Raw genomic sequence first — 13,196 nt, forward strand, 5'->3', positions numbered from 1 at the left:
TGATAATAACGCCCCGTTTATACGGGGCTTTTTTCTATCGGAGGCAGAATGCTTTACCGTCTAGCCAGGACTGGCTTTTTCCAACTTGATGCCGAGAAGGCACATGATTTAGCAATTCAAAACTTCAAACGCCTTAACGGCACACCTCTTGATCTTTTCTACCGCCAACAACTTCCACATCGTCCAGTTGAATGCATGGGTATTACATTCCGTAACCCAGTAGGTTTAGCTGCAGGTCTGGATAAAAACGGCGAGTGTATCGAAGCCTTTGATGCGATGGGTTTTGGTTTTGTTGAAGTAGGTACGGTTACTCCGCGCCCTCAATCAGGTAACGACAAACCTCGCATTTTCCGTCTACTAGAGGCGGAAGGTATTATCAACCGTATGGGTTTCAACAACCAAGGTGTTGATAATCTAATTGAAAATGTAAAACGCGCAAAATTTGATTGTGTGCTTGGTATCAATATCGGTAAGAACAAAGACACGCCGATTGAAAAGGGTACCGAAGATTACTTGATCTGTATGGAAAAAGTTTATCAGTACGCAGGTTATATTGCAGTTAATATTTCTTCTCCAAATACTCCAGGACTTCGTACGCTTCAATATGGCGAAGCACTTGATGAACTGCTTTCGTCTTTAAAAGAGAAACAAGCCGAACTTCATCAGAAACATGGCAAGTACGTTCCTGTAGCATTGAAAATTGCGCCAGATTTGACGGACGATGAAATTAAGCAAATTTGCCAATCACTGATCCAACACAATATCGATGGTGTGATTGCGACCAATACGACTTTGGATCGTACCATCGTTGAAGGTATGAAACATGCGAATGAAATGGGGGGCTTAAGTGGTCGTCCAGTTCAATTGCGAAGTACCGAAGTTGTTCGTCTACTGCATCAAGAGCTTGGAGATAAATTGCCTATCATCGGTGTTGGCGGTATTGACTCTTATGTTGCTGCTAAAGAGAAAATGATGGCGGGGGCGAAGCTTGTCCAAGTTTACACCGGTTTCATTTATCACGGCCCTGGCTTGGTGAAGGACATCGTCAAAAACATCTAGTGACATGACAGTGTCACTTTAAAAAATCATTCAAATCAGAGTGTTTTGAAGAGGAGATGAGTTTTCATTTCCTCTTTTTTTTTCGATCGCACCGAATACACTTTGCAGTGAGAGAAGGTAATTAAGCGGTTTACCTACATTCATTGACGAGAGAGATCGGATTGATGCTTAAACCCAGCGACAAATGGACTTGGTACTATGATGATGCTGAGCAGCACTTGATGCTAGACTTGGGCAACACCATGCTATTCAAAACAAATCTTTCGCGCAAACATATTGTAGAGTGCGCTGTCGGTATTAATGAGTTTTCAGTGGATGATGCCACTGCATTTCAAACCTACAAAGACCAAATTTCTCACCTTGATTTATCTGAACCTCGCCAGGCTGAACTCGCTTTATATTGCGTAGCCGCAAAGCGTTTTCATAAGCCTGTTCAACCTAAAAGCTGGTTTTTCAATAGCCTTTCTGATGGTTCGCTTACCCCAGAAGAAGGGGACTTTGTTCGTCTAGAAACGAATCATACAAGAGGCGCGTTTATCGTCCTAGAAGTAGGTGAGTGTGCCAGCTTGTGTGCGTCAATAAATTTGGACGACTTTGACCTAAATGGGATTAAATCACTCAAGTTTGGTGAGGCCATAAAAGTTATGCATGACCGTATGCAGAACATTAATCACAGTTTCCTTACTCAGCCCTATGCGTTTAGTAGGCTAAATTCTACGTTTCGTTCCTATTCATTTCATTCTCGTCGGCTTATAAGGCCGACTTTTTTTGTCCAAAATTCACCAATAGCGTTCTTCATCTTCAAAAATAGGTGGATTAACACCGCATATTCTTATCTATTTACCTATTTTGTACAACCTATTGCCTATTTATTTTGGTGATATAGGCACCAAATTCCTCTATTTAGTGAAATATGTAACTAAATTACAGTCAAATAAAGGTATTGGTATATACCAATTTAACTGCGAATAAGTATTCACTATGGCTGGTGGGGTTGATTTGTCGTTGCTGATGGATTTAAGCCAAATAGCTCGAACTGCTGTTTTGATAAGCGAACAACAATTCATTACTAAGAAAATTGAGATTCAATTAACGAAAAGTCGTATAGGTCGGGTATAATGCGGGGTCATTTATCAAGAACATTAGAAGACTATGCACCAATATCTTGCGGTAACTTCAAACGGGTTAGAAAACCTGTTAGCAGATGAACTAACAAAACTAGGCATTACCGATGCTAAGCCAGTACAGGCTGGGGTAAGGTTTAAAGCGACCAATGAACAAATTTATCGCTGCTGTTTATGGAGCCGCTTGGCTTCACGTTTTGTCCGTATCTTGTCTGAATTTACTTGCCAAGATGATATGGATCTTTATCTGGCGGCCTCTTCAGTGAACTGGGTTAATCACTTCCATAGCTCGAAAAAGCTGGTGGTTGATTTCAATGGTACTAACCGTGAGATTCGCAATAGCCAGTATGGTGCGATGAAAGTGAAAGATGCGATTGTTGACTGTTTCACGAAGAAAAACCTACCACGCCCGTCGATCAGTAAAGATCTAGCAGATCTTCGTATTCACGTGCGTCTTCACAAGGATAAAGCTCTGCTTGGTATTGATATGGTCGGCGGTGGTTTGCACCAACGTGGTTACCGCGAACAAGCAGGTAAAGCACCACTACGTGAAACTTTAGCAGCAGCAATTATTCTCCGTAGTGGTTGGGATGAGACTAAGAACTTCCTAGACCCTATGTGTGGTTCAGGCACTCTTGTTATTGAAGCGGCGATGATGGCAGCTAACATGGCGCCTGGCGTAAAACGTAAGAAGTGGGGCTTTGAAGTTCTACAAGATTTTGATGCAGATCTTTGGGCTGAAATTAAATCTGAAGCGAATGTGCAAGCTCGCCGTGGTGTCAAAAAAGTTGACGTTAAATTCTTCGGTTTTGATAACGATGAGCGCGTACTAAAAACGGCGCGTGACAATGCTCGTCGCGCTGGCGTAGAAGAACTCGTTACTTTTGAATTGGGTGATGCAGCATTAGTAAAACGCCCTCAAGGCTTTGATTCTGGCGTTATCGTGTGTAACCCACCTTACGGTGAGCGCTTAGGCACACATCCTGGCCTTATTGCGCTTTATACTGCATTTGGTGCGCAGCTAAAATCTCAGTTCGGTGGTTGTCAAGCGTCGATCTTCTCAAGCTCAGATGAGCTTCTAAGCTGCTTGCGCATGCGTGCTGAGAAGCAGTTTAAACTGAATAATGGTGCGTTACCTTGTCACCAAAAGAACTATCAAATCTCTGATCGAGCGCCAGAGCAAGTTGGTGACAATGTCACGCAGCAATCTGAAATTGCACCGGATTTTGCCAACCGTTTGAAGAAGAACATCGGTAAAATTGGCAAATGGGCACGTAAAGAAGAACTGGATTGTTACCGAATCTACGACGCAGACCTGCCAGAATACAACGTAGCGATTGATGTGTATCTCGATCATCTCGTGATCCAAGAATACGCAGCACCTAAGACAATTGCTGAAGAGAAAGCGAAACGTCGTTTGACCGATATTATTCGTGCCGCAATCCAAGTTACGGGTATTGAAGCAAACAAAGTGGTGCTGAAAACTCGTGAAAAGCAGAAAGGTCGCTCTCAGTACCAAAAACTGTCTCAACAGTCAGAAACGCTGCAAGTAAATGAATACGGCGTTAAGTTGATTGTTAACTTGCACGACTATCTGGATACGGGCTTATTCCTTGATCATAAATTGACTCGTCGCCGCTTAGGTCAAATGTCAGCAGGCAAAGATTTCTTAAATCTGTTTGCTTACACTGGCTCTGCAACGGTACACGCTGCATGTGGGGGCGCTCGTTCAACCACCACGGTGGATATGTCGAACACATACCTTGAGTGGGCAAAAGAGAACATGCAGCTAAACGGTCAAGTTGGCCGTCAGCACCAATATGTTCAAGCAGATTGTTTGCAATGGTTAGAAAAAGCGACGGGTAGTTACGATCTGATCTTTATCGACCCACCAACGTTTTCTAACTCAAAACGTATGGAACAAACATTCGATGTCCAACGTGACCATATTCAGCTAATGCGCAACTTGAAACGCCTATTAAATACTGAAGGTACGATCGTATTCTCAAACAACAAACGTCACTTTAAAATGGATTCAGAAGCCTTGGGTGAACTTGGTTTAGAAGCTAAGAATATCTCTGCGCAAACTTTGCCGCTAGATTTCTCACGCAACAAGCATATCCATAACTGCTGGTTGGTGACGCACAAAGGCTAATAGGATTATCTTTGATTACACTGTATAGCACGGAAGGGTGCCATCTCTGCGAGATGGCACTGGCTTTAACTCAACAATTACACATATCACTCCCAATCGAAGTGGTCGATATCGCTTTTGACGATCAACTGTTTTCTCGTTACGGGGTCACAATTCCCGTATTAGCTTATCAAGAGAGCGAGCTAAATTGGCCATTTGAATTACATCAATTACAAATTTGGTTAGAAGATAATGGCATTACTTACCATAAATAACGGCTACTTAGGCTTTGGTGATCGTCCTTTGCTCGATCACGTCGACTTTGCCCTGCAAGAAAACGAACGTGTTTGTTTGGTTGGCCGCAATGGTGCTGGTAAATCAACACTGATGAAGGTGCTAGCAGGTGAAATTATCATGGATGACGGTAAGCTTACCGTTACTCAAGATGTTGTTATCTCACGCTTAGAACAAGATCCACCGCGTAACCAAGAAGGTACGGTGTTTGACTATGTTTCAGCGGGCCTTGCTGAAATCGGTGAACAGCTTAAGATCTACCAAGATCAGCTCGATCTTGTATCTAAAGACCCTAGTGAAAAGAACATCAATAAATTAGCTCGTGTTCAAGAGCAACTGGAGCATTCAGGCGCTTGGCGCTTCGAAGACCGCATTCAAAACGTTTTGACGGCATTGAAACTCGATGGACACACAAAACTTACCGATTTATCTGGTGGTTGGCAGCGCAAAGCCGCTCTAGCGCGTGCTCTTGTACGTGACCCTGATGTATTGCTGCTAGATGAACCGACCAACCACTTAGATGTGACAACCATTGAGTGGCTTGAAAACTTCCTCAAAGATTTTCGTGGCTCAATCATCTTTATCTCGCACGACCGTGCCTTCATCAAATCAATGGCGACACGTATTGTCGATCTTGACCGCGGCAAACTGGCTTCTTTCCCTGGCAACTATGATCAGTATTTGGTAGACAAAGAAGAGTCATTGCGTGTCGAAGAGATGCAGAACGCTGAGTTTGATAAGAAACTCGCTCAAGAAGAAGTATGGATTCGCCAAGGTATTAAAGCGCGCCGTACTCGTAACGAAGGCCGTGTTCGTGCATTGAAAAAACTGCGTGAAGAGCGTCAAGACCGACGCGAAGTGCAGGGCAAGGCCGTGTTGCAAATCGATGACGCGAATCGCTCAGGTAAGATCATTTTTGAAGCGCAGAACCTTAACTATTCGATTGATGGTCAGCCAATTGTGTCTGATTTTTCATTCAACGTTATGCGTGGTGATCGCATTGCTCTAATTGGTCCAAATGGCTGTGGTAAGAGTACTTTACTTAAGATTTTGCTTGGTAATCTAGAAGCGAACAGTGGTCGATTCCATTGTGGTACTAAGTTAGAAGTGGCGTATTTTGACCAATATCGTGAAGTTCTTGATCCTGAGAAGTCGGTTATTGATAACTTAGCCGATGGTAAGCAAGAAGTGACAGTCAATGGTCGTCAACGCCATGCACTGAGTTATCTGCAAGACTTCTTGTTCCCACCACATCGTTCACGCACGCCAGTTAAGGCGCTATCAGGTGGTGAGAAAAACCGCTTATTGCTTGCAAGAATTTTCCTACGTCCAAATAACTTATTGGTGCTCGATGAACCAACCAACGATTTAGATATCGAAACTTTGGAACTTTTGGAAGATTTGCTTGCCAACTATCAGGGGACACTACTTTTAGTTAGCCACGATCGTCAATTTGTTGATAACACAGTTGCTACCAGCTGGATTTTTGAAGGCAACGGTGTGATTGAGGAGTTTGTCGGTGGTTATCACGATGCCCAGCAGCAACGTGAACAAGTTATGCGTTCTCGAGCGATTGAAAAACCAGCAAAAACACAAGAGGTAGTTGAGCCAACTCTCAAATCAGTGCCAGTAAAAGGAAAGTCTAAGAAGTTATCCTATAAACTACAGCGCGAACTTGAAGAACTGCCAGCGAAGCTTGAGTCTTTAGAATCTGAAATCGAATCGCTGCAAGAATTGGTAAACAGTGCTGACTTTTTCTCTCAGCCTGTTGATAAAACCCAACCGGTATTAGACAAGCTCTCTGAGTTAGAGCAGAATTAGAAGTTGCTTTTGAACGCTGGGAAGAGCTCGAAGCGATGCAACAGGAAAGTTAATATTTTGAATAGTAGTAAAATTTTTAAGTTATCAGTTGTTGCTGCATCCATTGCGGTTTCAGTGAATGCTCAAGCAGCACTATATAAGGTTGTTGAAATCGACCAACCATACGGCAACTCTGAATATTATGGTACAGCAGTACAGCCGAGCGCAGCGGGTGAGTCCTGTTTTAGTTCCGAGTGTACAGATACTCAATATAAGATCAGCGCTGAAACTCGAAATTGGCCTGCAGGGTTAAGTTATCGCGAAGAAGTGCCTTTCGCTTTGGATAATGGCTTTGATTACGCAGCCTATGATGCTGCAGATTTTGAAAACTATTGTGATAACTATTTAGGCTACGCAATCTGTGACACTTGGGCTCAAACTCAGTATTCCGGTTACCGCAATGAATTGGATGGTAACTACAAAACTCAATTGCATTCATTGAGGGAGGCGCGAAGATTTCTGATGACAATGCGGTTATCAATTCACTGACGTCAGGAACCAGTGCCATTGGTAACGAACGTGTTGGCTCGCGCCGAAATACCGCATTTCAAGGAACCACGCAATTAACTGACCCTAGTGGTACCGTTTCGGAAACGCATGCCTTTGCTGCTAATTCTAACTATATCGTAGGTAGTGTTTCTTTCGATAGCAAAGAGACAAGTGAAGGATTCAAGGCTTTTTACTCTAAACCAGTGATTTGGAACAGTTCAGGTGCTGTGGTCGCGCAATTGCCATTTGGGTCGGGCGGTAAGCAAGGAAACCTTTCTGATCACCTAGGCCAAGGGAGTCTGCGCGATTTTTATGTTCTCACAACTCTGATTCCGATGGAAACGAGTTTATTGGTGTGGGTTACAATACCTACACCGATCAGGAAATGAACGCGACCATTTTTGTTGGTGACGTTAATAATCTCACTGCAACTAAAAGCGTTGCAGTCTCAGGCGTAACGGTAGACGATGACTATACGAACTCGGTTATCTCAGCAGTTAACCAAAATGGTATTGCTGTTGGTAGTGCCAAGCGCAATATAAGAGATAGTGGTTCATACAATAACCGCTTGTTCTATGTTTCAGGACTTGAAAATGCCGCAACAACTGCTCCTCGAGCAAATTTCTTTAGTGGAGGAATTTTCTTTAATGGTTCAGGTGGCACAATCGGTTCAATCAACAAATTTAATGAAGTGGTTGGTAAAACCGATTTGACGCAAGATCGTGAAATTAATGGTACGCCACGACCGCAGCGTGGTTTTATTAATCCATTAGCATATACGGGGACTGATAGCACTCGACGTGCTCTGTTCCAAAATAAAGCATGGTTTTTGGATGATTTAACTAATGGTGGTTCTGACTCGAACTTCAATAACCAGTTCCGTATTCTTGATGCGACAGATATTAATGATGCTGGCGTAATTTCGGCGACAGCATATAAATGCCCAGGTGGTTTTGAAAACACCAACATTGATGCCAAATGTCCAGATGCAGATAGTGAAACGGTTGTAGCGGTTAAGTTAATTCCAAATAGTGCAGCAGACGAGCAAGCAATATCTGCTCGAGCATTTTCACCAAATGGTGGTTCTGGTACGATTAAACGTGAGGGTGGGTCGTTAGGCTGGTTAGCTCTTGGTTTACTAGCTGTACTTGGTTTTAGACGTAAGCGCTAAGATATAAAAGATATTGGTAATAAAAACGAGCTCGCTAAAAGAGCTCGTTTTTTTATGAGTAATGAACGGTAAATGTACCTAAGAGTATTGTAAGCAAACACACTGATGCACTATAACTGATTAATTTAGAACAATATTAAACAATACGTCAATTACTTATACTGAATTAAACCACAAAATCATTAGCTCAAGTCTTAGTGTAATAAAGGTCTGCTTTACATAAAAAGTTGCTGTGGCTTCGTATGAAGCGGTTAGATTTTGCGATCAGAATACTCAAAATAATGACGCCTAGAGTAGTTCTTTGGCCTTACTATTATTTGGTCTGTTAACTCTGTTAGGTTTTGGGCGTAAGTAATCAACAAAATTGTAAACTAGGGCACAGGCTCACACTTTTAGTGCCACAACATTTTTTGTGCTTGAGAAAGCCGTCGTTTTGTTCAATTCTTAATGGGTGAGGTAATAAAATTGCCACACAATGTTAATAGTAGTACTTAGACACACCCGTATGAGGACGACACTATGAAGAGACAAAAGCGTGACCGCCTAGAGCGAGCTCAATCTCAAGGATATAAAGCCGGCTTAAACGGTCGCTCAACCGAGGCTTGCCCTTATCAACAGATGGACGCACGTTCGTATTGGCTCGGTGGTTGGCGTGATGCCAGAGAAGATAAAACGTCTGGCTTATATAAATAGTCTTATCTCTTCACCTATAACATGGAAATAAGCCCCGAAAGGGGCTTTATATTGAAGTCTTAACGCACTATAACTAATTTGCTTGAGTAAAATAAAACGACTCCGAAGAGTCGCTATTTAGAAGTCTTTATTAAAACGCTGATGTATCTTGGAAAAGACCAACTTTCAAATCTTTAGCTACGTAGATTTCTTTACCATCAACCAATACACGGCCGTCAGCAAGTCCCATCACCAGTTTACGATTCACAACACGCTTCATGTTAATTTCGTAAGTCACTTTTTTAGCTGTAGGCAAGATTTGGCCAGTAAACTTAACTTCGCCAACGCCTAAAGCACGACCTTTACCTTTGCCACCAACCCAGCCAAGGAAGAAACCAACTAATTGCCACATTGCATCGAGACCTAGACAGCCAGGCATCACTGGATCGCCAGGGAAGTGGCAATCAAAAAACCATAAATCTGGAGTGATATCGAGCTCAGCAATAATCAAGCCTTTACCGAATTCGCCTTCCGTTTCTGACATTTTGCAAATGCGGTCCATCATTAGCATATTTGGTGCAGGAAGCTGTGGGTATCCTTCACCAAATAGTTCACCTTGGCTAGAGGCGATAAGATCGTCGCGATTATATGATTCTCTTTTGTTCTGCATTATCAAGTACTCCAGTTTTTGATAGCTGCATATTAGAGAACACGTGTACGCTAAACAACTCCGATCAGTACTAGTTGAACCAGCTTCTCAGTCTTTCTAGCAGCGATTCTGACTGGTCATCTCTTTCAAACTTTTCAATACGTTGAGCGATTTTGCTGATTACGCTCGTTTCGTCATCGCCTCGAAAAGGTTTACCCATGATGATTGGAATCGCTTGATCAACCGTTTCCACTGACCAAATATGGAATTCATTGTTCTTAATACTTTCTACAACTTCTTTATGTAACGCCAAGTGTTTCAAGTTAGTCTTTGGTAGGATAACCCCCTGATTACCCGTAAAACCTTGGTGTTTACATACGTGATAAAAACCTTCAATTTTCTCGTTCAAGCCACCCACGGCTTGTACTCGACCAAATTGATCGACCGCACCCGTTACGGCAATTTGCTGATTGATTGGGTATTCAGAAAGGGCACTAACAAAGGAACAGAGTTCAGCAAGTGTTGCACTATCACCATCAACTTCACAATATGACTGTTCAAACACCACTGATGCAGAGTAAGGAAGTGGCTCTTCTAAATTCAACGCACTGGCAACAAATGCTTGCATGATCATCATGCCTTTTGCATGAAGATTGCCCCCAAGCTCGGCTTTGCGTTCTACGTCAGAAATGTCACCGTCGCCGAAATGAATCACGCAAGAAATTCGCGCTGGTTCACCGTATGATTGTGGGTGGCCAGAGACATCAATCACGGTTAAACCGTTGACCTGACCAACGCATTCACCTTGAGTTTCAATGATAACTTGACCGTCTAGAATGTCAGAACGAGCGCGTTCTGGAAGGTATGCTTCACGGTAGTACTTTGCATCAATCGCAGCATCGATATCGTTTTCTGTGAACTCTGAGTGATTAGTTAAGGCTGCTGCTTCATGGAAAATGCTTAGATACCACATGATATCAAGTGGCATATAACGCTGATCTTCTGTGTAACGAGCGCCCGCAACCATCAAGCGATGTATCGCTTGTGCAGAAAGATTCGGTAGCTGGTAAGTATCTGTAATCCAATTTAAATGGCCAAGGTAACGTTCCACCGTTTTGCAGTTAACGCCAAGCTCAAGCTCAACTTCACTAAATAGTGCTAAACCAGAATACAAATCAGGTTCCAAGAATTCGAGCTCTGCTATTTGGTCACGGTCACCAACCAATACCAGTTTTACATCAACATCGTAGTTTGGCTCTTCAAGCGCAATTCGCTCTGGATTAACGTTAATAGCCGTTGAATGGCCGCTAAGAAGTGCGGACTTTAATTTGATCCAACCAGTTGGGTTTGCCAATAGCGCATTTACAGGTAAAACGATAAAGCCATGTTTCACTGTTTCTAACAACCCAGGCTTATTTACTAAAATCTGCCCATCTTTTTCCGCACTATAAGCACCAAATAGCATTTTCGCGTCAATTGACTCGGTAGAGACCGTAGGGCGATCAGAAAGTTGTTCTATTGTTTGCTTAATGTGCTCGCGGTAAAGGCATTATCTGGAGCGTTTAAGACTAATAATTTAGAGATGCCGGACAATGAAATGAAAGTTTCAATGCTTTTGGTAAGGCGAGGCTGTGCCGACGAAAAGTTTACCGAGGGAAGGGTGTTAATTTTGTCGATAGCGAAATCATATTCATCGTACTGTGGTGTCACAGCTTGCCATTGTTCCTGGATCATTTCAGACATTCATTTATACAAAAGGAGCAAGATTATAGCGGAAAAGTCCCCATTCATATAGCAGATATCTAGGTTCGCTCATGTTTTTTCTAGATTCATTTACTCGATCTAACTCGACATTTGTGAATCTGAGAATTGTTAAATTTATCGCTTTGGGTTACGCTGTCACCAGGATGATAACGGGTCATATAAAATGAAATATCAACAACTTGAAAACTTAGAATGTGGTTGGAAGTGGAAATACCTCATCAATAAATGGAAAGATGGGGAAAAGATCACGCGTTACATTGATAGTAGCGAAGACAAGACAGCCGTAGAGGCATTACGCCAAATTGAGCACGAACCAACAAAAGTACTCGAGATGGATTGAGCAGCATATGGCGGATGACTTAGATAATAAGTTAAAGCAAGCGATCCGAGCCAAGCGTAAACGCCACTTCAATGCCGAACAAATTCACACTAAGAAGAAATCTATTGATTTGGATTATCGAGTTTGGGAGAAACTTTCCTACCGTGCAAACGAGTTGGGCTGTACTTTGTCTGACGCCATAGAGTATCTGTTGTCAGAAGCTTCTCGTAGTGAGAAAGCATCGAAAACAGTATCAAGTTTGAAAGAGGATTTAAGTAAGCTTTTGCAGGATTAATCCAGTTAAAGCAAGTAAGTCTAGGGCTAAAATATAAGATTAAGGATCACTTATGCTTTATGTCATTCTGATTGCAGCAATCGTTATTTTTTGGTTAGTCGCCGTTGATCGACCAGTGTTAAAGGTTGATTTTCAACATGGGAAAATCGCATCAACAAAAGGGCATTTCCCAGCAAAGTTTCTGCATAATGTGCAAGAAATTGGTGAAAACCAGCCATTTGATGGGCAAATGAAAGTCTACCAATTAAGAACTGGACCTAAATTGGTGTTCTCAAAGCAAGTCCCGAAAAAAATTCAGCAGCGAATTCGTAACGTATTTCCCACCAAGGATTTACCTCTAAATCTGGTAAGAAAGCGGGCTGATAGACTTATCATTTCACTGACGTGTTATCAAACTCTAGGCTCATCGCGACACTTTTCTCTCTACATTAATTCGTTATGTTAAATAGAGAAGGAGGTTCGCGATGAAATTTATCTATCTATTGTTACTTATCATTCCAGCTTTTGTTTTTGCAACTGATGATGCAGAGCGCAATCCAACAGCTAAAAAAATCAAAGCTAAAATTACGTCAAAACTATCCAAATCATCACATCAGAACGGTTATTGTGACGTCTACTTATACATGCGCCACAGCGGTACGAAAGCGTATATCAAATCTATTAAAACCTCAGGTGACTACAAACTGTGTAAGCAAACGCGAAAAGCAGTAACGCTTAAGAAAGGTTTCAAGTACAAACAACCCGAGAAGATAATTAGATTACATATCTCAATGCTTGATGAGTAATTAACCTTACAAAGAGTTTTCGAGCTCGTTAAGTTAAAACTTTTTAGTTGTGACAAGGTAACGCAATACGTTTCCAATGTAATCATTGGCAACGGTAAATGCATTTAAGGAAAAGTATTGATAAATACACAGATGAGAGATTTCAATTGTCGTAAAATTCTTGTCCAATGCGCACACAAAGGAAGTGAGTATTTGCAGAAAAAGTCGTCGGGTAAATTCAAAAATTGTTCGGTATAGTCGAGAGCAAAACAAAATCTGTATTCAAACGTTGAGTTAATGGTAAATCAACGATGCTTTGAAATCGTTTGAAGTTTAAAAGACCAAACCTATATGAAGATCAATGATTTGTGGTGGTAATTTCAATCCCAGTAAAACCATTATCACAGTGCGTATTATGTGACCTTAAGTTAAATAACTGTCGCAAAAGATTTTTCTGAAATTGTACACTTTCTAAGTTTAGAGTGTTAATCATGAAGTATCACGAAATGACCAAAATTACATTTTCGTGAATTTGAATGCCGCCTAAGCAAAAAGAAGCCGCTAAACTTTGTTTTAAAACTGAGAGGACAATCACAGAGTGG

Annotated in this window: 8 protein-coding genes and 5 pseudogenes; 11 read left to right on the top strand and 2 right to left on the bottom strand. The window is 41.9% G+C overall.

Annotated features, from left to right (window positions below; translation table 11 throughout):
* The first annotated feature begins 48 nt into the window (after positions 1–48).
* From pyrD to rmf, 8 genes and pseudogenes are all read left to right on the top strand, one after another.
* Positions 49–1,059, top strand: coding sequence for a quinone-dependent dihydroorotate dehydrogenase (gene pyrD, locus Vt282_RS06715; RefSeq protein WP_162062933.1), 1,011 nt, complete (start codon positions 49–51; stop codon positions 1,057–1,059).
* A 164-nt stretch (positions 1,060–1,223) separates the two neighbouring features.
* A pseudogene (locus Vt282_RS06720) lies at positions 1,224–1,757 on the top strand (cell division protein ZapC); the annotation flags it as partial.
* 454 nt (positions 1,758–2,211) lie between these two features.
* On the top strand, positions 2,212–4,338 hold the full coding sequence (gene rlmKL, locus Vt282_RS06725; protein WP_162062934.1) for a bifunctional 23S rRNA (guanine(2069)-N(7))-methyltransferase RlmK/23S rRNA (guanine(2445)-N(2))-methyltransferase RlmL: 2,127 nt from the start codon (positions 2,212–2,214) through the stop codon (positions 4,336–4,338).
* An 11-nt stretch (positions 4,339–4,349) separates the two neighbouring features.
* Positions 4,350–4,592 carry a glutaredoxin family protein gene (locus Vt282_RS06730; RefSeq protein ID WP_162046393.1) on the top strand — a complete coding sequence of 81 codons (243 nt, stop codon included), beginning with the start codon at positions 4,350–4,352 and terminating at the stop codon, positions 4,590–4,592.
* Positions 4,570–6,485, top strand: a pseudogene (locus Vt282_RS06735) (ABC transporter ATP-binding protein). The gene Vt282_RS06730 and the pseudogene Vt282_RS06735 overlap by 23 nt, the downstream one beginning before the upstream one ends.
* 4 nt (positions 6,486–6,489) lie before the next feature.
* On the top strand, positions 6,490–6,960 hold the full coding sequence (locus Vt282_RS20545) for a hypothetical protein (RefSeq protein WP_232055134.1): 471 nt from the start codon (positions 6,490–6,492) through the stop codon (positions 6,958–6,960).
* Positions 6,961–7,315: 355 nt separating this feature from the next.
* The gene (locus Vt282_RS20550; RefSeq protein WP_232055135.1) at positions 7,316–8,131 is read left to right on the top strand and encodes a DUF3466 family protein; all 816 of its coding nucleotides are present in this window, start codon (positions 7,316–7,318) and stop codon (positions 8,129–8,131) included.
* Between the two features lie 519 nt (positions 8,132–8,650).
* A complete protein-coding gene (rmf, locus tag Vt282_RS06745) occupies positions 8,651–8,824 on the top strand; it encodes a ribosome modulation factor (RefSeq protein ID WP_162046392.1) in 174 nt (57 codons plus the stop codon).
* A 130-nt stretch (positions 8,825–8,954) separates the two neighbouring features.
* Here rmf and fabA read toward each other — a convergent pair whose 3' ends face one another.
* Positions 8,955–9,473, bottom strand: a complete 519-nt coding sequence (gene fabA, locus Vt282_RS06750) for a bifunctional 3-hydroxydecanoyl-ACP dehydratase/trans-2-decenoyl-ACP isomerase (RefSeq protein ID WP_162062935.1) — start codon at positions 9,471–9,473, stop codon at positions 8,955–8,957.
* A 70-nt stretch (positions 9,474–9,543) separates the two neighbouring features.
* Positions 9,544–11,186, bottom strand: a pseudogene (locus tag Vt282_RS06755) (S16 family serine protease).
* Between the two features lie 193 nt (positions 11,187–11,379).
* Between Vt282_RS06755 and matP the strand changes: the two are divergent.
* From matP to Vt282_RS06770, 3 genes and pseudogenes are all read left to right on the top strand, one after another.
* Positions 11,380–11,830, top strand: a pseudogene (matP, locus tag Vt282_RS21215) (macrodomain Ter protein MatP).
* Positions 11,831–11,882: 52 nt separating this feature from the next.
* Positions 11,883–12,193: pseudogene (locus Vt282_RS06765) on the top strand (DUF3634 family protein).
* Between the two features lie 101 nt (positions 12,194–12,294).
* Positions 12,295–12,615 carry a cell envelope integrity TolA C-terminal domain-containing protein gene (locus Vt282_RS06770; protein ID WP_162062936.1) on the top strand — a complete coding sequence of 107 codons (321 nt, stop codon included), beginning with the start codon at positions 12,295–12,297 and terminating at the stop codon, positions 12,613–12,615.
* Positions 12,616–13,196: the final 581 nt, after the last annotated feature.

The organism is Vibrio taketomensis (assembly GCF_009938165.1).
GTDB classification, from domain to species: Bacteria; Pseudomonadota; Gammaproteobacteria; order Enterobacterales; family Vibrionaceae; genus Vibrio; species Vibrio taketomensis.

Coding starts and splice junctions, on each gene's coding strand:
- fabA (WP_162062935.1), bottom strand. CDS start 9,473: ATGCAGAACAAAAGAGAATCATATAATCGCGACGATCTTATCGCCTCT.
- pyrD (WP_162062933.1), top strand. CDS start 49: ATGCTTTACCGTCTAGCCAGGACTGGCTTTTTCCAACTTGATGCCGAG.
- rlmKL (WP_162062934.1), top strand. CDS start 2,212: ATGCACCAATATCTTGCGGTAACTTCAAACGGGTTAGAAAACCTGTTA.
- rmf (WP_162046392.1), top strand. CDS start 8,651: ATGAAGAGACAAAAGCGTGACCGCCTAGAGCGAGCTCAATCTCAAGGA.
- Vt282_RS06770 (WP_162062936.1), top strand. CDS start 12,295: ATGAAATTTATCTATCTATTGTTACTTATCATTCCAGCTTTTGTTTTT.